Annotated in this window: 14 protein-coding genes; 10 read left to right on the plus strand and 4 right to left on the minus strand. The window is 64.2% G+C overall.

What is annotated here, in order from left to right:
- The first annotated feature begins 9 nt into the window (after nt 1-9).
- From coaBC to trxA, 10 genes are all read left to right on the plus strand, one after another.
- A complete protein-coding gene (gene coaBC, locus JQ629_RS15555; RefSeq protein ID WP_212413433.1) occupies nt 10-1,473 on the plus strand; it encodes a bifunctional phosphopantothenoylcysteine decarboxylase/phosphopantothenate--cysteine ligase CoaBC in 1,464 nt (487 codons plus the stop codon).
- Nucleotides 1,470-1,928, plus strand: a complete 459-nt coding sequence (gene dut / locus JQ629_RS15560; RefSeq protein WP_212413434.1) for a dUTP diphosphatase — start codon at nt 1,470-1,472, stop codon at nt 1,926-1,928. Before coaBC ends, dut begins: the two co-directional genes overlap by 4 nt.
- A gap of 122 nt (nt 1,929-2,050) precedes the next feature.
- The gene (locus tag JQ629_RS15565; protein WP_212413435.1) at nt 2,051-3,850 is read left to right on the plus strand and encodes an alkaline phosphatase family protein; all 1,800 of its coding nucleotides are present in this window, start codon (nt 2,051-2,053) and stop codon (nt 3,848-3,850) included.
- Nucleotides 3,851-4,125: 275 nt separating this feature from the next.
- Complete coding sequence (locus JQ629_RS15570) at nt 4,126-6,645, plus strand: PAS domain-containing sensor histidine kinase (protein ID WP_212413436.1); 2,520 nt, start codon at nt 4,126-4,128, stop codon at nt 6,643-6,645.
- Nucleotides 6,642-8,159 carry a tRNA (adenosine(37)-N6)-threonylcarbamoyltransferase complex ATPase subunit type 1 TsaE gene (gene tsaE, locus JQ629_RS15575; protein ID WP_212413437.1) on the plus strand — a complete coding sequence of 506 codons (1,518 nt, stop codon included), beginning with the start codon at nt 6,642-6,644 and terminating at the stop codon, nt 8,157-8,159. The genes JQ629_RS15570 and tsaE overlap by 4 nt, the downstream gene beginning before the upstream one ends.
- Before the next feature lie 89 nt (nt 8,160-8,248).
- The gene (locus JQ629_RS15580; RefSeq protein WP_212032028.1) at nt 8,249-8,575 is read left to right on the plus strand and encodes a PilZ domain-containing protein; all 327 of its coding nucleotides are present in this window, start codon (nt 8,249-8,251) and stop codon (nt 8,573-8,575) included.
- Between the two features lie 138 nt (nt 8,576-8,713).
- The gene (locus JQ629_RS15585) at nt 8,714-9,436 is read left to right on the plus strand and encodes a nucleotidyltransferase family protein (protein WP_212386302.1); all 723 of its coding nucleotides are present in this window, start codon (nt 8,714-8,716) and stop codon (nt 9,434-9,436) included.
- Between the two features lie 220 nt (nt 9,437-9,656).
- Nucleotides 9,657-12,803 (plus strand): double-strand break repair protein AddB, encoded by a 3,147-nt coding sequence (addB, locus tag JQ629_RS15590; RefSeq protein ID WP_212413438.1) that lies wholly within the window; start codon nt 9,657-9,659, stop codon nt 12,801-12,803.
- The gene (gene addA, locus JQ629_RS15595; RefSeq protein WP_212413439.1) at nt 12,797-16,324 is read left to right on the plus strand and encodes a double-strand break repair helicase AddA; all 3,528 of its coding nucleotides are present in this window, start codon (nt 12,797-12,799) and stop codon (nt 16,322-16,324) included. The genes addB and addA overlap by 7 nt, the downstream gene beginning before the upstream one ends.
- A 68-nt stretch (nt 16,325-16,392) precedes the next feature.
- Nucleotides 16,393-16,713 carry a thioredoxin gene (gene trxA, locus JQ629_RS15600; RefSeq protein ID WP_192736238.1) on the plus strand — a complete coding sequence of 107 codons (321 nt, stop codon included), beginning with the start codon at nt 16,393-16,395 and terminating at the stop codon, nt 16,711-16,713.
- 36 nt (nt 16,714-16,749) lie between these two features.
- Here the strand turns inward: trxA and JQ629_RS15605 are convergent, their stop codons facing one another.
- From JQ629_RS15605 to accD, 4 genes are all read right to left on the minus strand, one after another.
- Nucleotides 16,750-17,439, minus strand: coding sequence for a class I SAM-dependent methyltransferase (locus JQ629_RS15605; protein WP_212413440.1), 690 nt, complete (start codon nt 17,437-17,439; stop codon nt 16,750-16,752).
- A gap of 5 nt (nt 17,440-17,444) precedes the next feature.
- Entirely contained in the window at nt 17,445-18,185 is a 741-nt protein-coding gene (locus tag JQ629_RS15610; RefSeq protein WP_212413441.1) for a metallophosphoesterase family protein, read from the minus strand.
- 62 nt (nt 18,186-18,247) lie between these two features.
- Entirely contained in the window at nt 18,248-19,609 is a 1,362-nt protein-coding gene (locus JQ629_RS15615) for a bifunctional folylpolyglutamate synthase/dihydrofolate synthase (RefSeq protein ID WP_212413442.1), read from the minus strand.
- A complete protein-coding gene (gene accD / locus JQ629_RS15620) occupies nt 19,606-20,547 on the minus strand; it encodes an acetyl-CoA carboxylase, carboxyltransferase subunit beta (protein ID WP_212264070.1) in 942 nt (313 codons plus the stop codon). The genes JQ629_RS15615 and accD overlap by 4 nt, the downstream gene beginning before the upstream one ends.
- Nucleotides 20,548-20,653 lie beyond the last annotated feature (106 nt).

The raw sequence follows: 20,653 nt of genomic DNA on the forward strand, positions 1-20,653 counted from the left end.
GAGCCAACCATGGCCAGCCTCACCATCCGAAAGCTCGACGACGCCGTAAAGGCCTATTTGCGGCTGCGATCCGCCGGCAACGGCCGTTCGGTGGAAGAAGAAGTCCGGGTCATCCTGGGCGACCTCATCCAGGGCCGCCCCGAATTTCCTGCCTCCCCGTCTGCCGGCATGACGCCGCCTGAGCAAGCCTCCGCCCGCGCGCCGGCGATCGCCGATGCGGCCAATCAGGCCAGTGTCACGCTGATCATCGGCGGCGGCATCGCCGCCTTCAAATCGCTCGAACTGATCCGGCGGCTGAAGGAGCGGCGCATCGAGGTCCGCTGCGTGCTGACCAAGGCGGCGCAGCAATTCGTCACGCCGCTGTCCGCGAGCGCGCTGTCGCATGAGCGCGTCTATACGGACCTGTTCGACCCCGGCAGCGAATTCGACGCCGGCCACATCCGCCTGGCCCGTGAATGCGATCTGATCGTGGTCGCACCGGCGACGGCCGACCTGATGGCGAAGATGGCGCATGGCCACGCCGACGATCTCGCCAGCGCTATCCTGCTGGCTGCCAACAAGCCGATCCTGCTGGCACCGGCGATGAACCCCCTGATGTGGAACAACGCCGCCACCCGCCGTAACGTGCTGCAGCTTCGCCGCGACGGGGTCACCATGATCGGCCCCAATGCCGGCGAGATGGCCGAGACCAACGAGGCCGGCGTCGGACGGATGTCTGAGGCCGTGGAAATTGCCGCTGCCGCAGTCGACATCCTGCGTCCGGCGCGCCCGCGTCCGCTCTTGGGAAAACGCGTGCTGATCACCGCGGGCCCGACCCATGAGCCGATCGATCCGGTGCGCTATATCGCCAACCGCTCGTCGGGCAAGCAGGGTTTTGCGATCGCCGCCGCGGCGCAGGCCGCGGGCGCCGACGTGACGCTGGTGACCGGCCCGGTGGACTTGCGCGATCCCGCAGGGGTGACGGTGATCCGGGTGGAATCGGCGCGCGACATGCTGCATCGGGTCGAGGCCGCGTTGCCGGCGGATATCGCGATCTTCGCCGCTGCCGTTGCCGACTGGCGCGTTGCCAATGAAGGCGAACAGAAATTGAAGAAGACATCGGCCGGCATGCCGCCGCTGCAGCTGGTCGAAAATCCCGACATCCTGGCCACGATTTCAAAAATGAAGGACAAGCGCCCGCCGCTGGTGATCGGCTTCGCCGCCGAGACCGAACATCTGATCGAAAATGCCAAAGCCAAGATCGCGCGCAAGGGCTGCGACTGGATCGTCGCCAATGACGTGTCGCCGGCAACCGGCGTGATGGGCGGCGACCGCAACACCGTGCACCTGCTGACGCGGGACGGCAAAGAAGCCGGCGTCGATAACATTGCAGTGGACAATATTGAAGTGGACTCTTGGCCGGTCATGACGAAAGAACAGGTCGCGACCGAGCTGGTGGCGCGGATCGCAAAATCACTGGAGAAGAATTCGTGAGCGCAACGGTCAAGGTCGACATCATGCAATTGCCGCACGCCGAGGGCCTGGCGCTGCCGGCCTATCAGAGCGCGGACGCCGCAGGGCTGGATCTGCTGGCCGCAGTGCCGGCGGAAACACCGTTGATCCTGCCGCCGGGCAAATATGCGATGGTGCCCACCGGCCTTGCCATCGCATTGCCCCGGGGATTTGAGGCGCAGGTGCGGCCGCGCTCGGGGCTGGCGGCAAAGCACGGCGTCACCGTCCTCAACACGCCCGGCACGGTGGACGCGGATTATCGCGGCGAGATCAACGTGATCCTGATCAACCATGGCGAGGCGCCATTCCCGATCCGGCGCGGCGAGCGCATCGCGCAGATGGTGATCGCGCCGGTCACGCAGGCGCAACTGGTCCAGGTCGACACGCTATCGACCACCGACCGTGGCAGCGGCGGATTTGGTTCGACCGGGCGGTAAGCCACTTCAACTCCAGCTGAATTGGTACGTTGCGCGGCAGCTTGCCGTGCCGTGAGGGCGCTTGGCGCAAACGCCGCCTTCCCTCATACTGCGCTCAAACAATTCGCAATGCCGGGGGCACCATGGGGAAATTAATCGTCTGCGCGGTGTTCGCCGTCTTGGCAAGCACGCTACATTCCCATGCTCAACAGAACGTCATCCTGTTCGTCGCTGATGGTCTTCGGGCCGCTGCCGTCACGCCCGAGCGAGCCCCGACATTCGCCCGGATACGGGACACAGGCGTCAACTTCTCGAACAGTCATTCGGTCTATCCGACCATTACGACCTCGAACGCCTCAGTGATCGCGACCGGTCACCTGATCGGCGACACCGGAGATTTCGGCAACGTGTTCTACACCGGCTTTCCGGTTGCCAGTGCAGCCGGAACCGTAACTCCTTTCATCCAGAACAATGCGGTGTTGAGTGAGCTGAACCAGCATCACGGCGGAAATTTCATTGTCGAGCGCTCGATCATGGCTGCAGCGCGTGACAAGGGCTACTTCACGGCCGCCCTCGGCAAGGTCGGGCCGGTGGCGATCCACGACCTCACCCAGCTCGACGGCAAGACCACGATTTTCTTCGACGACGATACCGGCAAGAAGGATGGCATCGTGTTGCGGCCGGATCTCGTCGAGATGCTCAAGAAGGCCGGATTGGCGCTGGAAACGCCGGGGCGCGCGCAACGCGAAAATCCCGGCAAGGCTACCAATATCGTGCAGCAGAAATATTATCGCGACATCGTCACCAAGGTGCTGCTGCCGCATTTCAAGGAGAACAAGAAGCCGTTCATGCTGCTGTATTGGTCATCCGATCCGGACGGCACCCAGCACTCCCAGCGCGACAGCGTCAATGAACTTGTTCCCGGCATCAACGGTCCGACCTCGCTTGCCGCAATCAAGGTGGCCGACGACGATCTTGCAGCGATCGTGGCTGCGCTCAAAGAACTTGGGCTCGAGGCCGACACCAACATCTTCATCACCGCCGACCATGGCTTCAGCACGGTGTCGAAGCAAAGCAAGACCAGTCCGGCAGCAAAAATGAAATACGACAACGTGCCCGAAGGGCAGTTGCCGCCCGGCTTTCTTGCCATCGACCTTGCGCACGCTTCGAGCCTGCCGCTGCACGAGCCCTCCGCTCAAGGAGCTGGCATCGACTACAAGGCCGGGAAATACCCGCGCCGCGCCAGCGCTTCGATCGGCAACGATCCGGCCAAACCCGATATCGTGGTTGGCGCCAACGGAGGCAACGATCTCATCTATCTACCGCAAGATAACGCCAAGACCCTGGTGAGGCAGGTGGTCAAGGCGCTCCTGGCGCAAGACTACACGAGCGGCGTCTTCGTTCGTGATGACCTTGGACCGATTCCGGGAACCCTGCCGCTGAGCAGAGTGGGCCTCAAAGGGGGAGCGCGAACGCCAACGCCGGCCGTCGTCGTCAATTTCCGCTCCGAAACGACGGGGTGTGATCAGCCGCTGTTTTGCAGCGTGACCGTATCCGATACCACCCTCTTGCAGGGGCAAGGCCATCACGGCAGCTTTAGCCGCGCCGATACCGGAAACTTCATGGCGGCCATCGGGCCCGCGTTCAAGACCGGCTTCAACGATACGGCCCCGGTCAGCAACGCCGATATCGCTCCGACGCTCGAGAAGATCCTGGGTGTCACCCTCCCGCCGGTCGGCAAGCTGCGCGGCCGCGCGCTTACCGAAGCACTTCCCGGCGGAAAGCCCGCCCGGCCGTGGCGACAGGATCTTGTCTCGAAGCGAGGCGACAACGGCCTGCGCACCATAGTGAACATGCAGTTTGTCGGCCTGACGCGCTATTTTGACGCCGCTGGCTTTCCGGGACGCACCGTCGGATTGAAGGTGCCGGCGAGTGCGAGGTGAAAAGGTGCTGTAGCAAGCGATGAGACGGGACCGTCCGTTCGTTCCCCTCAAGACGGAACGGCGTCACGTCGAAAACGACTGGATTTTTTGATCCGGTGGCGTTTGCGCCAACCATCGCAGTTCCACGGAGCGTTATCCGCCCATTTTTGCACAGCCAGATTCACGTTCACGGTCTGGACTCTTACCCACGGAGTCGCGTTGGGGATACTCTCACTCGATTCGTGCACGGCTGATTGTAAGCGCCGGGCCTGAAGTCGTGCGTTCTGGGGCAAATCATGTCGGGCGTAGTCGCGGCGATGCGTCGAAACCTGCTGTCGTGCACCTCACTGGCACGTCACGGCATGATTGCGCTCGCCTCTGCTTTATCCGTCGTATCGGAACCGGCCTTGGCCAGCGATTTGCCGCTCTCCGAGGCGATTTCGGCCTGGCTCGACCTCAATCACCAGGAATTCGCGGTGCTGACGACGGCGTTGTCGCTGCTCGGCTTTACCGTCGTGGCGGCGATCCTGTTGATGCGCACCCGCATCAAGGCGACCCGCACCGAGCTCCGCCTGCGCCAGGACATCGCCGATCTGCAGGTTCAGGCCGACCGGCTGCGGGCTCTGCTGTTCGCCGAGCCGCAAATTCTGATTTCCTGGGCCGCAGGCGACAGCCGACCCCAGATCAGCGGTGACACCGCGCTGTTGATCTCGCAGGAAGCGTTGCAAAACTCACCGCAGCGGATCCTCGCCTTTGGAACCTGGCTGCCGCCGGAACCGGCTCTGCAGATGGACCATGCCGTCGATGCGTTGCGCGAGGCCGGCGAGGGCTTTCTGCTCAACCTCTCGACCTCGAACGGCCGCGCGATCGAGGCGATGGGCCGCGCCATCGGCGGCCAAGCCGTTGTTCGGATTCGCGAACTCGGCGGGCTGCGCCGCGAACTCGCCGAATCCAACCTGCGCTACAAGACGCTGCAGGAAGAGACCGAGCTGCTGCGTGACTTCGCCGCCGCGGCGCCCTGGCCGATATGGGCCAAGAGCCCCGAGGGCAATCTGCGCTACGCCAATACGGCCTATGTGCGGGCGACCGAAGGAACCAGCGTCGCCGATGTCGTCCGTCGCAACCTTGAACTTTTGGAAACCGACCAGCGCACCGACATGAGCCGGACGTTGAACGACAGTTCCAGCTTCAGCGCGCGGCTGCCGATCGTGGTCGGCGGCGAACGGCGGATCTATGACGTGCAAGCCTTGAAGCTTGGCGGCGGCAGCGCCGGCATCGCGATCGACGCCAGCGAGGCGACCCAGCTGCGCGCCGCGCTGCAGCGGATGGTGGAGGCGCATCGCCGCACCCTCGACCAATTGTCGTCGGGGGTTGCGGTATTCGACGCCCAGCGCCGGCTCGCCTTCTACAACGAATCCTACCGCCGGCTGTGGGGCCTCGATCAGGCCTTCCTCGACGGCCAACCCGACGATTCCAGCGTGCTCGACCGGCTGCGCGCCACGCGCAAACTCCCCGAGCAGCCGGACTTCCGGGCCTGGAAAGCCAAGCTGCATGAGGCCTATCGCGCGGTCGAGCCGGAGACCTACACCTGGTTCCTGCCCGACGGCCGCGCGGTCAGCGTCGTCACCACGCCTAACCTCGAAGGCGGCGTCACCTATTTGTTCGACAATGTCACCGAAAGCCTCGATCTGGCGCGGCGGTTCGACGGGCTGACGAGGGTACAGCACGAGACGCTCAACAATCTCGCCGAAGCGGTCGCGGTGTTCGGCAGCAACGGCCGCGTGGAACTGTTCAATCCCGCCTTTGCGAAGATGTGGAAACTGTCGGAAGAGCAGCTGCGCGAACAGCCCCACATCGAGACCGTGGAATCCTGGTGCAAGCCGCTGTTCGACGACGATCTGACCTGGCGCACGCTGCGCGAGGCGATCACCGCGATCGGCAACCGGGCGCAGGTGGCGCTGAAGCTTGAGCGCAAGGACGGCAGCGTGCTGACCTGCATGACCATGCCGCTGCCCGACGGCGCCACGATGCTCACCTTCCAGGACATCACCGACACCGAAAACGTCGAACGCGCGCTGCGCGAACGCAACGAGGCGCTCGAGACCGCCGACCAGATGAAGGTCGATTTCGTCCACCACGTGTCCTACGAACTGCGCGCTCCGCTCACCACCATCATCGGCTTCGCGCACTTCCTGAGCGATCCCTCGACCGGTCCGCTGACGCCAAAGCAGGCCGAGTATCTCGACTACGTCACCAAATCCACCAACGCGCTGCTGGCGCTGACCAACAACATCCTCGACCTCGCCACCATCGACGCCGGCGCCATGAAGCTCGAACTCGGCCCGGTCAACATCGCGAAAGCCATCGAGCAGGCCAAGGAAGGCATTCAGGACCGGCTCGCCACCGACCGCATCGAACTCAAGGTCGACATCGATCCCAGCATCGGCGACTTCACCGGCGACGAGCGCCGCGTGGTGCAGGTGCTCTATAACCTGCTTGCCAATGCCGTCGGCTTCTCGCCGCATGATGCAATCGTCAGCATCAGCGCGCGGCGCAACGAGCATCGCGTCATCTTCACCGTCACCGATTCCGGACCGGGCATCCCGCCCGACGTCAAGGACAAGGTGTTCGACTGGTTCGAGAGCCATTCCAACGGCTCGCGGCACCGCGGCGCGGGGCTTGGTCTGTCGCTGGTGCGCTCCTTTGTCGAACTGCACGGCGGCAAGGTGCGGGTCGATTCGGAACTCGGCAAGGGCACGACGGTCACGTGCGACTTTCCGATCGACCAGAACGCCCATCGCAACGCCGCCGAATGACCGTATCAGCGACATTCTCGGTGGCGCTCGCGAACGAGACCGCGACCGCGCAACTGATGGCCGACTTGGCGCTGCTGGTTGGCCCCGGCGATGTGATCACGCTGTCGGGCGATCTCGGCGCCGGCAAGACGTCAGCGGCGCGCGCGATGATCCGCTACCTCGCCAACGACGAGGCACTGGAAGTGCCGAGCCCGACATTCACGCTGGCGCAAAGCTATGACCAGCCGTTTCCGATCGTTCATGCCGATCTCTATCGCATCAACGATTCGAGCGAGCTGGAGGAAATCGGGCTGTCGCCGCTGCCCGAGGGCGCGCTGGCGCTGATCGAATGGCCGGAGCGCGCTGCGGACGCGCTGCCGGACGACCGCATCGACATCGCCCTCAGCCATCGTCCCGCGTTCGGATCCAGTGCGCGCGCCGCCGAGTTTACCGGTCATGGCAGGGCGGCGGCCCAGGTCGAGAGACTTAAAGTCCTGCGCCAGTTTCTCGAAACATCAGGCTTTTTGGAAGCGCAGCGCGAGCGCATGCCCGGCGATGCCTCGACGCGTTCCTATGCGCGGCTGCATCTGGGCGGCACAGCCATCCTGATGAATTCGCCGAAGCGGCCGGACGGCCCGGCGATCTATGACGGCAAATCCTACAGCGCCGCCGTGCATCTGGCCGAAGACGTCAAGCCGTTCGTCGCCATCGCCAACGGCCTGCGCGAGCGCGGCTTCTCGGCGCCGGCGATCCGCCACCAGGACCTCGATGCCGGTTTCCTGATCACCGAGGATTTCGGCCACGCCGGTATTGTCGAAGGCGATCCGCCGCAACCGATCGTGGAGCGCTACGAGGCCGCGACCGACATGCTGGCGGCGCTGCATCGCGAGCCGCTGCCGGACATCCTGCTGCTGACATTGCAATCGACCCACGCCATTCCCGTATTCGACACCGAAGCGTGGCTGGTCGAGATGGGGCTGATGCTTGAGTGGTACATGCCCGATCGCGGCGTCGAGCCAAGCCAGGAGCTGCGCGACGAATTCGTTGCGATGTGGCGGGAGTTATTGAAGAAGCCGGCGGCCGCGCCGCGCACCTGGGTGATCCGGGATTTCCATTCCCCCAACATCATCTGGCTCGATGATCGTTCCGGAATCCTACGGGTCGGCATCATCGATTTCCAGGACGCGGTGCTCGGACCTGCCGCCTACGACCTGGTGTCGCTGCTGCAGGACGCGCGGATCGACCTGCCCGAGGCGCTCGAACTGACGCTGTTGACCCGCTACATCAAGGCGCGGCGCGCCGCCGACAGCAATTTCGATCCGGCCCGTTTCGCCGAGCTCTATGCCATCATGTCGGCGCAGCGGAATACCCGCCTGCTCGGCACTTTCGCGCGGCTCAACCGGCGCGATGGCAAGCCGCAATATCTGCGTCATCAGCCGCGAATCTGGACCTATCTGAACCGTTCATTGGCCCACCCGGCTCTGGCCGATTTTCGCGAATGGTACACCGCCAACGTGCCGCCGCCGGTCGCCTGATTTACCACTTGTTAGCCACCCCGGCTTTAATCTGCGGAAGGCTATGCTCCGCGTGTGCGAGCGGCTGTTTCGAATCCGGGAATACGGCGATGGCGACATCAGAGCGGCGCAAGGGAGACCGCGTCACATTCGAGCGCGGCTATCCGGCGCATATGATGGGCATCGACGGCACCTGGCGGCGTGAATGCGTGATGGAAGACGTCTCCGAGACCGGCGCCAAGCTGACGGTGGAAGGTTCCGTCGAGGGCCTGCATCTGAAGGAATTCTTTCTGCTGCTGTCGTCCACGGGACTGGCCTACCGCCGCTGCGAACTGGCCTGGGTCAATGGCGACCAGATCGGCGTCAATTTCCTGAAGCAGGGCGACAAGAAGAAAAAGGCGGCCGGCAAGCGCGGCGCGGAGACCGCCGAAGCATGAGCCCCGCCGCGCCCAAATCCTCTTACAGCCGTCGTCTTACAGCCGTCATCTGCAATGACTATGGCCTCACAGTCGCTGGATCAGCCGAATCACCGTGATATGATCCGAAGCGCTGATCCGTTTCGAGAAATCCAGGAAATGTCCGTCACGCCCAAGAAAGCCATGGTCCTCGCCGCCGGTCTCGGCCTGCGGATGCGCCCGTTGACCGACCACATGCCAAAGCCCCTGGTGCGCGTGATGGGCCAGCCGCTGCTCGATCACGTGCTGGACAAGCTGGCCGCCGCCGGCGTCGGCGAAGCCGTGGTCAATGTGCATTATCTGCCCGACCAGATCATCGAACATACCGCCTCCCGAACCCGCCCCCGCATTACCATCTCCGACGAACGCGATCAGGTGCTCGGCACCGGCGGCGCCGTCGTGAAGGCCCTGCCTTTGCTCGGCACAGAGCCGTTCTTCCATCTCAACGCCGACACCATGTGGATCGACGGCGTGCGGCCCAATCTGACGCGGCTGGCCGAGACCTTCGATCCCGCGCGCATGGATATCCTGCTGTTGATGGCGCCGACCACCAGCAGCATCGGCTATGCCGGCCGCGGCGATTACTCGATGCTGCCCGACGGCGCGCTGCGCAAGCGGCGCGAACATCAGGTGGTGCCGTTCGTCTATGCCGGCGCCGCGATCATGTCGCCGTCGCTGTTTACAGGTGCGCCCGCGGGCGAGTTCTCGCTGACGAAATTGTTCGACCAGGCCAATGAGCAGGAGCGGTTATTCGGCCTGCGGCTCGACGGCGTCTGGATGCATGTCGGAACCCCCGACGCGGTGCAGGCCGCGGAAGAGGCGTATCTGGAGAGCGTGGCGTAAGGCGCCTCCACCCGTCGTCCCGGCGAACGCCGGGACCCATACGCCGCGGCGGTCATTAGAACAGAAGGCATCTAACGCCAGCGTGCTCACCGTTAGGCCTCGGCGTATGGGCCCCGGCGCAAGGCCGGGGCGACGGCGGAGAATGGGTAACCAGCGCACCCCACCCATGACCATTGAGCCATCACTCCCTATATTGCCCTGACCTCGAATCAGGCAGCCCATGCGCGTTTTCAGCGTTCCCGTATCCGTGCCGCTCTTGCGAACCGTTATCGCCGCACTGGTGGATGGCCGGCTCGTCGATGGATTCGAGGCGCGCCACAATCCCCTGAACCTGGCGCAGGCGACGCTCTATCTGCCGACCCGGCGCGCCGGCCGGATGGCGCGGGAGATCTTCCTCGACGAGATGAAGACCGATGCTGCGATCCTGCCGCGCATCGTGGCGCTCGGCGATATCGATGAGGACGAACTGGCGTTCGCGGAAGGCTCCGAACAATTCGGCGGCGTGGCCCCGCTCGACATTCCGCCGCGGCTCGGCGAACTCGAGCGGCGGCTGACGCTGGCCCATCTCGTCGCGGCGTGGGCCAAAACGCCGGTCTCCGCGCCGCTGGTGGTCGGCGGCCCGGCCTCGACGCTGGCGCTGGCCGGCGATCTGGCGCGATTGATGGACGACATGGTCACCCGCGGCGTCGACTGGGATGCGCTCGACAAACTGGTGCCGGACCAGCTCGATCGATACTGGCAGCACTCGCTGGAGTTCCTGCGCATCGCGCGCAAGGCCTGGCCGCAGCATTTGCACGAAATCGGACGGATCGAACCGGCGGCGCGGCGCGACCTTCTGATCGACGCCGAGGCCGCGCGCCTGACTGCGCACCACAAGGGCCCGGTGATCGCGGCGGGTTCGACCGGCTCGATGCCCGCGACCGCCAAATTCCTGCACGTCGTCGCCAAGCTCAAACAAGGCGCGGTGGTGCTGCCGGGGCTAGATACCGATCTCGATGCCGCGGCCTGGCAGACCATCGGCGGCATCAGAGACGCGCAAGGCAAATTCACCACTCCGCCGGCCTCGAACCATCCGCAATTCGCGATGCATGCCCTATTGGACCGGTTCGGCATCAAGCGCAGCGACGTCGAGATTTTGGGCACGCCTGCGCCTGATGGACGCGACGTGCTGGTCTCCGAAACGATGCGGCCGTCGACCGCGACCGAACAATGGCACGACCGGCTGGAACAGCCTGACATTGCCGCGAAGATTTCGGGCGGCATGAAAAATCTCGCGGTCGTCGCGGCGCCCAATCCGGAGATGGAAGCGCTGGCGATCGCGGTCGCCATGCGCGAGGCGCGGCATCTCGACAAATCGGCCGCGCTGGTGACGCCGGACCGTGCGCTGGCGCGGCGGGTGATGGCAGCACTCGGCCGCTGGAACCTCGAATTCGACGATTCCGGCGGTGACGCGCTGATGGATACTTCCGCCGGAATCTTTGCGCGGCTGGTGGCGCAAGCCGCGGCGAAGGGGCTGGAGCCCCCGACCTTGCTGGCGCTGATGAAGCACCCGCTGTTCCGGCTGGGTGGCGCGCATGGTGCGCTGAAACACACCATCGAGGTGTTGGAACTGGCCCTGCTGCGCGGCACGCGGCCGCAAGCCGGCAGCAATGGCCTCGCGCGCGACTTCGATCGTTTTCGCGCTGAACTCAGGAAATTGAGAGACGGCGAGACCTCCTCGCTCCACGCGTCCGAGCAACGCGCCAAGTTGCGGGATGACGAACTCGATCAGGCGCGAGGGTTGATCTCTGCACTGCAGCAGGCGCTGTTGCCGCTGGAAAGCATGACGTCGTCGAAGCCCTATGACTTCGCTGAACTGGCGCATTGCCACCGCGAGGTGTTGATAGCCCTGTCATCTGACCAAACCGAAATCGCCGTCGTGTTCGAGGGCGCCCAGGGATCAGCGCTGGCCTCGGCGTTTGCCGATCTGTTGGGCGAACAGAAACCCAGCGGGCTGATGGTCCAGCTCGGCGACTATCCGGAATTGTTCCAGACCGCCTTCGCCGACCGCATGGTACGGCGGCCGGAATCGGCGAGCGCGCATCTGCACATTTATGGCCAGCTCGAAGCACGCTTGACCGAATCCGATCGCGTGATTCTGGGCGGGCTGGTCGAAGGCGTGTGGCCACCGTCACCGCGGATCGATCCGTGGTTGAGCCGGCCGATGCGGCATGAACTCGGCCTCGATCTGCCGGAGCGGCGCATCGGGCTGTCAGCGCATGACTTCGCGCAACTGCTCGGCCACACCGACGTCATCCTGACCCATTCGGCGAAGGTCGGCGGCGCGCCGGCGGTGGCCTCGCGCTTCCTGCACCGGCTCGAGGCCGTCGCCGGCAAAGAGCACTGGAAGCAAGCCACACAGGCCGGCAAGGATTATGTCCGCTTCGCCGCCGAACTCGACCGGCCGGCAAAGATAGAGCCGATCCCGCAGCCCGCGCCAAAGCCGCCGCGTGCGACGCGCCCGCTGAAATTGTCGGTGACGGCGATCGAGGACTGGCTGCGCGATCCCTACACGATCTACGCGAAATACATTCTGCGGCTCGACCCGCTCGATCCCGTCGATATGCCACTGTCAGCTGCCGATCGCGGCTCGGCGATCCATGAAGCGCTCGGCGAATTTACAAAAACCTTCGCCGACACATTGCCGGCCCAGCCTGCGCTCGCGCTGCGCGGCATCGGGGAGAAATTTTTTGCGCCGCTGATGGAGCGCCCCGAGGCCCGGGCGCTGTGGTGGCCGCGGTTCCAGCGCATCGCCGCATGGTTCGCCGATTGGGAAATGGCGCGCCGCGATCACATTCACCGGATCGATGCCGAGATCAAGGGCGAAATCGGTATTCCGCTCGACAACGAACGAACCTTCATCCTGTCAGCCCGCGCCGACCGCATCGAGCAGCGCGCTGACGGCCGCTTCGCGATCCTCGACTACAAGACGGGCCAGCCGCCGACCGGCAAGCAGGTGCGGATGGGACTGTCGCCGCAGCTCACCCTCGAGGCCGCAATCCTGCGCGAAGGCGGCTTCAAGGATATCGGCGCGGATTCGTCGGTCGCCGAACTCGCCTATGTCAGGCTCAGCGGCAACAACCCGCCGGGCGAGCACCGTTCGCTGGAACTGAAGATCAGAAACAACGATACGCCGCAGCCACCGGACGAGGCGGCGGATTACGCGCGGCTGGAGCTGGAAAAACTGATCCGCAAATTCGAAGACGAGAACCAGGCCTACACCTCGTTGAACCTGTCGATGTGGTCGAACCGCTACGGCGCCTATGACGATCTCGCCCGGATCAAGGAATGGTCTGCGGCCGGCGGGTTGGGGATCGAGGAATGGTGAAGGCTCCCCGCATCATTCCTCCCAATGTGCGCGATACCCAGGCGCGCGCGTCCGATCCGGCGGCGTCCTCGTTCGTGTCGGCCAATGCCGGCTCGGGCAAGACCCATGTGCTGGTGCAACGCGTGATACGGCTGCTGCTGGGTGGCGTGGCGCCGGAAAAGATCCTCTGCATCACCTTTACAAAAGCCGCCGCCGCCAACATGGCGGAACGGGTGTTCTCGACGCTGGGACATTGGGTCACGCTCGACGACGCTTCGCTGGATGCCGCGATCAAGGAAGTAGGGATTGCGAATCCCAATGCAAAGCTGCGGAAAACGGCGCGCCAATTGTTCGCCTGCGCGCTGGAGACGCCGGGCGGGCTGAAAGTGCAGACCATCCACGCGCTGTGCACGCGCCTGCTGCAGCAATTCCCGTTCGAGGCCAATGTGCCCGCGCGCTTCGCCGTGCTCGACGACCGCGACCAGAACGAGATGATGGAGCGCGCCAATCTCGCGGTGTTTCTGGAGGCGTCGCGCCACCCCGACAGCGCGACCGGCCAGGCGCTCCGGATGGCGATGGCCAGTGCGGCGGACGTGACCTTCAAGGAGGTTGTACGCGAGGCCTGTCTTAGCCGCGATCATTTCATGGCATGGACGGACACCGCCGGCAGCGCTCACGCCGCGGCGAGGCAGACCTCTGCTGCGCTGGGTGTCGATCCTGAGGATCGTATTGAGGATGTCGAGTGCGCCATTGTCGATGGACCGAACCTGCCGCGATCGCGCTGGTCGGAGATCTCCGGAATTCTCGACACCGGCAGCAAGACCGACCAGGATCAGGCTGCCCGGCTTCGTGCAGGGCTGGTGTTCACCGGCGCTGCGCAGGTCGACGAATATCTCGGCCTGTTTCTCACCGAGACCGACCGCACCCGCCGCAAATCGGTGGTGACCAAGAAATTCGTCGACAACAATCCGGCCATCGGCCGGCTGTTCGAATCCGAGGCCGATCGCATCGCCCCTCTGATCGAACGCCGCCGCGCCTTGACGGCCCGGGACCGCACCGAGGCGCTGCTGCACATCGCAACCGCTTCTGCCGCGAATTACCGGCGCGAGAAGCTGGAACGTGGACTGCTCGATTATGACGATCTGATCGACAAGACGCTTCGGATGCTGGACCGCGTCTCCTCCGGCTGGGTCCATTACAAGCTTGATCGTGGCGTCGATCATGTGCTGATCGACGAGGCACAGGACACCAGCCCGCGGCAATGGGACATCGTCGCACACATCATTTCCGAATTTACTTCCGGCGCGGGTGCGCGTGATGGCGTGATGCGTACCGTGTTCGCAGTCGGCGACGAGAAACAGTCGATCTTTTCGTTTCAGGGTGCGGCCCCCCGCGAATTCGACCTGCGCCGGCGGGCATTGAAGAAGAAGTTCGAAGATGCCGGCCTGAAATTCGATCCGGTGTCTTTCAACTATTCGTTTCGTTCCGGGCCGGCGATCCTGCATTCGGTCGATCATGTTTTCCGCGAGCAGGAAATCTTTCGAAGCATCCACGCGGTCGAGAACGGGTACCCGATCCATCATGCGCTGGAAGACGCAGGCCCAAGCCTGATCGATCTCTGGGAATTGGCCGTAGCCGACGACAGGCCAGATATGGAAGGCTGGCGCGCGCCGTTCGACGGCGTCGCCGTGACCAGTCCCGAGGTAAAGCTCGCCCGGCGGATTCAGGCCGAGATCAAATCGCTGGTCGAAAGCGGCACCATGACCGGCAGCGCCAGTGACCGCCGTCCACTGCGATACGGCGACATGCTGGTGCTGGTGCGCCGGCGTGGCAATGCGTTCGATGCGGTGATCCAGGCGCTGAAGCACGCAAACGTCCCGGTCGCCGGTGCCGACCGACTCAAACTGACTGAGCACATCGCGGCCATCGACCTGATGAACCTGGCGGACGCATTGCTGTTGCCGCAGGACGATCTGGCGCTGGCGGTGGCATTGAAGAGCCCGCTGTTCGGTCTCTCTGACGACGATCTGTTCAAGTTGGCTTGGCAGCGAAAGGGATCGTTGCGTGCGGCATTGAGCGCGCGCGCCGCGACCGATGGCTTGCTGAGGGACGCGCTCTGGCGGTTGGAGCAATGTGAGCGACGCGTTGTCAACGCGACGCCGTTTGCCTTCTATTCCTGGCTGCTTGGCGGCGACGGCGGCCGTGCACGGATCCTGAACCGGCTCGGGCATGAAGCCAATGATGCGCTCGATGAATTTCTGGAACTTGCGCTGAACTATGAGCGCAAGGCGCCTGCCTCGCTACAGGGCTTCATGGCGTGGCTGCGTGCGGCCGATACCGAGGTCAAGCGCGACATGGAAATCTCGCGCGACGAGGTTCGCGTCATGACCGTGCATGGCGCCAAGGGCCTGGAAGCTTCCGTAGTGTTCATGGTCGATACCACGACATCTCCCTCGGATACGCAGCGGCTGCGGCTCATCAACCTGCCACAAGGCAATGCTGGTCCGCACGCCCCCGGAATCGTGGTTTGGGCCGGCCGCAAGGCCGAAGATCCCCCCGCCCTCGTCACCGCACGGGCGGCGAAGCTAGGCGATACCGAGGATGAATACCGCCGCCTGCTTTACGTGGCGATGACGCGCGCGGCCGATCGCCTGATCGTCGGTGGCTGCATGCCCGGCAACAGGAAGGATGTTCGCCCCTCCTCCTGGTATGATCTTATCAGCAAGGGCCTCGACCGTTCCGAATTGCAGCTCGAGGAGATCATGACATCGAGCGGCGTCGTGAAGCGCTATTTGCGGGCCGAGAAAGTCGCGCCTGCCACGGGATCAGTTACGCCGGCAAAGACGCCATCGATCGATTTTCCATCGTGGTTGCTGACACCGGCGCAGCCGGAGCGTCCGGCGGAGGGTTTGCTGCGCCCGTCCGATCCCGCTGACGACGACAGCCATCCGGTCCGGTCAGGCGAATCGATCCTCGCCCGCGCCAAGGCGCTCAAGCGCGGCACGCTGGTGCACCGGTTGCTGCAGTCGCTGCCCGATATCGCCGCCGAACGCCGCCGCGAGGCCGCGCTGTCGTACCTCGCCCGCAACGCCGACGGCTGGACCGAGGACGAACGGCTCACGCTGGCGGAAAACGCGCTGGCGCTGATCGCGGATGCGCGCTTTGCGCACGCCTTTGCGCCGGGCAGCCAGGCTGAAGTCTCGATCGTGGGGCGGCTGGACCGGCCCGGGCAGCCACCGGCGCTGGTTTCCGGCCAGATCGACCGGCTGGTGGTCACCGAGCGGGAGGTCTTGATCGTCGATTACAAGACCAACCACGCCCCGCCCAAGCTGCCTGCCGAGGCGCCGCGCGGCTATGTCCGCCAGCTCGCGCTCTACCGGGCGGTACTGGCCAAACTTTATCCCCAGCTGCCGGTCCGGGCCGCGCTGCTTTGGACCGAAACGCCTGATTTGATGGAGATTTCCGCCCCCGCGCTGGACGCGGCGCTGGCATCCTATCATGTCGGCGTGACCGCGCTTGACCCGGCAAGATCGCGTTCATAGGTTCGTCAATATGATCCTAAGGCGCGATTCTCATCCGCGCGCTGTTTTCAACCGAACGAGGTATTCCCATGGCCGTTGGCAAGGTTTCTGACGCCGATTTCGAAGCCGAAGTGCTCAACGCGACCGGGCCGGTGGTCGTGGATTTCTGGGCCGAATGGTGCGGCCCCTGCCGCATGATCGCCCCGGCGCTCGACGAGATTTCCGGCGCGATGGGCGACAAGGTCAAGATCGTGAAGCTGAACGTCGACGAGAGCCCGAAGACGGCCTCGAAATACGGCGTGATGTCGATCCCGACCCTGATGATCTTCAAGGGCGGCGAGATGGCCTCCCGCCAGGTCGGCGCCGCGCCGAAGGCGAAGCTGCAGCAGTGGATCACTGCGGCGGTCTGAGGTTTTTCGCTATCTGATTTGTTGAGCGGCCGGCGATTAGCCGGCCGTTTGCGTTGAGCCATCCCTGATCCGACAGACCATGGTGGCATGATCCCACCATGGATTGACACCGACCTGCGTGTTCTGCACGCCGAAGCCCGCGTCCTCCAACTCCTGCACGAGATCCGGCAGGAGCCTCAGCGTCCGGTAGGGCCGGCCATTCTCCAACAAATGACCGGTTAGCGGGTCAAAGCGAGCCTTGGCCTCATCGGACTTCGGCAAACCGCACATGCTGCTGACGACGAAAACGCCGCCGGGCCGAAGAATGCGGCGAACCTCCCGAAGGCACCGGGCTCTGTCGCTTCCGATCAGGCAATGCAGACAGCTGCCGTCGACCGCGATGTCAAAGGACCTTTCGGGAAAGAACGTCATCTCGCAAACGCTGCCTTGCCGGAAGGAGCCGGAAAGACCGCATGCATCGAACAGTTCCCTGGCCCAGGCGACAGCGATATCGGAAATATCGATGCCGTACACCTCGTAAGCCTTGCGGGCCATCCATAGCGATGACGACATGCCATTGCCGCATCCGAGTTCGAGCACTCTTGCGGGCGGCCGCGGAAAGGTCTCGTGTTCCAGCCGATCAAGCGTTGCAGTCATCCGAGCGACGTTCTGGTGATGCCGGCTTCCTGCCCAACCCGAATGACCATCGGCCCGCACACGACGATACGCCTCGTCGTAGTCGGACATCGCTCTTACCCGATCCAACCCGTCGCCAGCGCAGAGGCCAGCTCAAGCTGGCCGTTCTGCCGCGCCAGGGCCGCCATCGCCTCATGGTCGTAGGGCACGTGGCGAAACGTCACGCGCCACGATCCGTCAATCAGTTCGAGGATCGCGTAGCGCGCATCCGGCGTGCCGGCTTCGATCACATGCGCAAACGGATGGGTGTCGCGATAGCCGGGCGAGCCGACGCTGCCGGGGTTGACGATTCTGCGGCCGTCGCGAAGCCGCACCGTGCGCGCGACATGGGTATGGGCGCAGAGGATCAGCGGCTGCGTGATCCCTTCGGCTTCCTTCTCGATCGCATCGAGCGAGGCCATGCAAACGGTGCCGTCTGATATCACCGTGTCCAGCCAATAGACTTCGTCATGCGCGGGTGTCGCGTGGCAGAGAAACACAAGGTCGCGATAGACGCGCGTCGGCGGCAGCGCGCGCAGCCAGTCGAAATGGGTCTTGTCGAGTTGCGCATGCGCCGGCCGGTCCCAGGAACCCATCTTCTCCGGCGGCCGGTCGATCAGATAGCGGTCGTGGTTGCCGAGCACGTGTACGGCATCGAGCGCCATCAGGGCATCCATGGTACGCCGCGCATCGAGCGGTCCGCTCGCCATGTCGCCGAGATTGACGATCTCTTTGATGCCCTGCGCGCGGATGTCGGCGATGACAGCTTCCAGCGCGAGATAATTTCCGTGCACATCAGCAATCGCGGCAAAGCGCATTATTCATTCCAATTACTATCGCAGCGTGAAGGGCGCTGCACCGCGTCCGGGACACGAGGGTGTTATGCAGGCGGCGTGCCATTGGCGGCCAGCACATGGCCCGCGAGGTATAGCGATCCTGTGATCAGGATGCGCGGCGGCACTTCGTAAGCCAGACGCGACAGTGTTTGAAGCGCGGCTTCGACGCTGGCGGCGTTCTCCACGCGCATGCCCAGCGCGCGGGCGGCATCCGCCAGCCGGTCCGGCGGCATCGACGCCGCCATCGAGCTCGCATTGTCGCGCCCGGGAATTGGCACCGCCATGATATGGCGCGTCAGCCCGGCGAAATTGGCGAGGAACGCGCCCGCATCCTTGTTCGCCATCATGCCAACGATGACGACCAGCGGCCGAGACACCCGCTCTTCGAGGTCACCTAATGCAGCCGCAGCAACACGCCCGCCTTCGGCATTGTGTCCGCCATCGAGCCAGATCTCGCAGCCCTGTGGGCCCTGCTCGACCAGCGCGCCCGAAACCAGGCGCTGCATCCGCGCCGGCCATTCGGCGTTGACGATGCCGGCCTCGAAATGGGGCATGCCGATCTTGAAGGTGTCGAGCGCACGCAAGGTCGCGATCGCGAGCCCGGCATTGTCGAACTGATGCCGGCCGAACAGTTTTGGCGCCGCCAGATCCATCAGGCCGCGATCGTCCTGATAGACCAGCCTGCCGCGCTCGACGCTGACATGCCATTGCTGGCCGGCCGCATGCAGCGGCGCGCGCATGCGGCGCGCCTGCGCCTCGATCACATCAATCGCTTCCGGCGCCTGCTCGGCACAAACCACCGGCGCATTGCGCTTGATGATGGCGGCTTTCTCACCGGCGATCTCGGTCAGCGAATTGCCGAGGAATTCCGTATGATCCATGCTGACCGGCGCAATCACGCTCGCAATCGGTGCATCGATCACATTGGTGGCGTCCAGCCGTCCGCCGAGGCCGACTTCCAGCAGCACGACATCGGCCGGATGCTGTGCAAACAGACAAAACGCCGCCGCGGTTTCGATCTCGAAAATCGTGATCGGATCGCCATTGTTGGCGCGCTCGCAATGCCCGAGCGCGGCGCACAATTCATCGTCATCGACCAGCACGCCGCCACCACTGCGGCCAAGACGAAAACATTCGTTGAGCCGCACCAGATAGGGCGAGGTATAGACGTGAACGCGCAGGCTAGCTGCTTCCAGGATCGCGCGCAGATAGGCGATCGTGGAACCCTTGCCGTTGGTCCCGGCGACATGGATCACCGGCGGCAGCTTGCTTTCAGGGTGATCGAGCCGCGCCAGCAGGGCCTGCATGCGATCGAGGCTGAGATCGATGCGACTGGGATGGAGCGCCGACAGCCGCGCGATCAATTCGTCGAGCGAGGGCTGCGGTCTGGCGGCGGGTGAGTTCACGCGTGCGGTGCGGCCGGCACCGCTTCCGGCGCCGAGACGATCTGGGCCGGGTCGGTGACCTGCAGCACGGCTTTCGACGCAACCTCCGGCGCCGGCGACTTCGTCAGCAGCCGGCACAGCCGCGCCAGGGTGGGACGCATTTCGTGGCGGTGCACCACCATGTCGACCATGCCGTGGTCGCGCAGATATTCGGCGCGCTGGAAACCTTCCGGCAGTTTCTCGCGAATGGTCTGTTCGATGACGCGCGCGCCGGCGAATCCGATCAGCGCACCGGGCTCGGCGATCTGCACGTCGCCCAGCATGGCGTAGGATGCCGTGACGCCGCCGGTGGTCGGATTGGTCAGCACGACGATGTAGGGCAGTTTTGCTTCGCGCAGCATCTGCACGCCGACCGTCGTTCGCGGCATCTGCATGAGCGACAAAATGCCTTCCTGCATTCGCGCACCGCCTGAGGCTGCGAACACGATGAACGGCGATTTCTTTTCGACCGCGAGCTCGAGCCCACGCACGATCGCTTCACCCGCGGCCATGCCGAGCGAACCGCCCATGAAATCGAAATCCTGCACGGCCACGACGACGCCGGCGCCTTCGAGCTTGCCATAGCCAACCTTGATGGCGTCGTTCAATCCGGTCTTGGCGCGGGCATCCTTGATGCGGTCGGCATATTTGCGCTCATCGCGAAACTTCAGCGGATCGGCGGTCACGTCAGGCAGCGCGATATCGTACCAGGTCTCGTTGTCGAAGATCGACTTCAGCCGCGCCACCGCGCCCATGCGCATGTGATAGTTCGAACCGGGAATCACGAACTGGTTGGCCTCGACGTCCTTGTAGAACACGAGCTGCCCGGAATCCGGGCACTTGATCCACAGATTCTCCGGCGTCTCGCGGCGCAGGATGCTGCGGATCTTCGGCCGGACGACGTTGGTGAGCCAATTCATGTTTCGCTCCGAAATGCGATTGGACGCATCGCGCTCTTATATTGACGCGTTTTCTTCACGCGAACCGGTATCCACTTCGCTCGAAAACGCTACGTTGACTATATGG

The sequence above is a fragment of the Bradyrhizobium sp. AUGA SZCCT0222 genome, assembly GCF_018130205.1.
In the GTDB taxonomy this organism is placed as follows: domain Bacteria; phylum Pseudomonadota; class Alphaproteobacteria; order Rhizobiales; family Xanthobacteraceae; genus Bradyrhizobium.

Bases quoted from the DNA above. Each gene is read 5' to 3' on its own strand.
- coaBC (WP_212413433.1), top strand. From the start codon at position 10: ATGGCCAGCCTCACCATCCGAAAGCTCGACGACGCCGTAAAGGCCTAT.
- JQ629_RS15565 (WP_212413435.1), top strand. From the start codon at position 2,051: ATGGGGAAATTAATCGTCTGCGCGGTGTTCGCCGTCTTGGCAAGCACG.
- JQ629_RS15570 (WP_212413436.1), top strand. From the start codon at position 4,126: ATGTCGGGCGTAGTCGCGGCGATGCGTCGAAACCTGCTGTCGTGCACC.
- tsaE (WP_212413437.1), top strand. From the start codon at position 6,642: ATGACCGTATCAGCGACATTCTCGGTGGCGCTCGCGAACGAGACCGCG.
- JQ629_RS15580 (WP_212032028.1), top strand. From the start codon at position 8,249: ATGGCGACATCAGAGCGGCGCAAGGGAGACCGCGTCACATTCGAGCGC.
- JQ629_RS15585 (WP_212386302.1), top strand. From the start codon at position 8,714: ATGTCCGTCACGCCCAAGAAAGCCATGGTCCTCGCCGCCGGTCTCGGC.
- addB (WP_212413438.1), top strand. From the start codon at position 9,657: ATGCGCGTTTTCAGCGTTCCCGTATCCGTGCCGCTCTTGCGAACCGTT.
- addA (WP_212413439.1), top strand. From the start codon at position 12,797: ATGGTGAAGGCTCCCCGCATCATTCCTCCCAATGTGCGCGATACCCAG.
- trxA (WP_192736238.1), top strand. From the start codon at position 16,393: ATGGCCGTTGGCAAGGTTTCTGACGCCGATTTCGAAGCCGAAGTGCTC.
- JQ629_RS15605 (WP_212413440.1), bottom strand. From the start codon at position 17,439: ATGTCCGACTACGACGAGGCGTATCGTCGTGTGCGGGCCGATGGTCAT.
- JQ629_RS15610 (WP_212413441.1), bottom strand. From the start codon at position 18,185: ATGCGCTTTGCCGCGATTGCTGATGTGCACGGAAATTATCTCGCGCTG.
- accD (WP_212264070.1), bottom strand. From the start codon at position 20,547: ATGAATTGGCTCACCAACGTCGTCCGGCCGAAGATCCGCAGCATCCTG.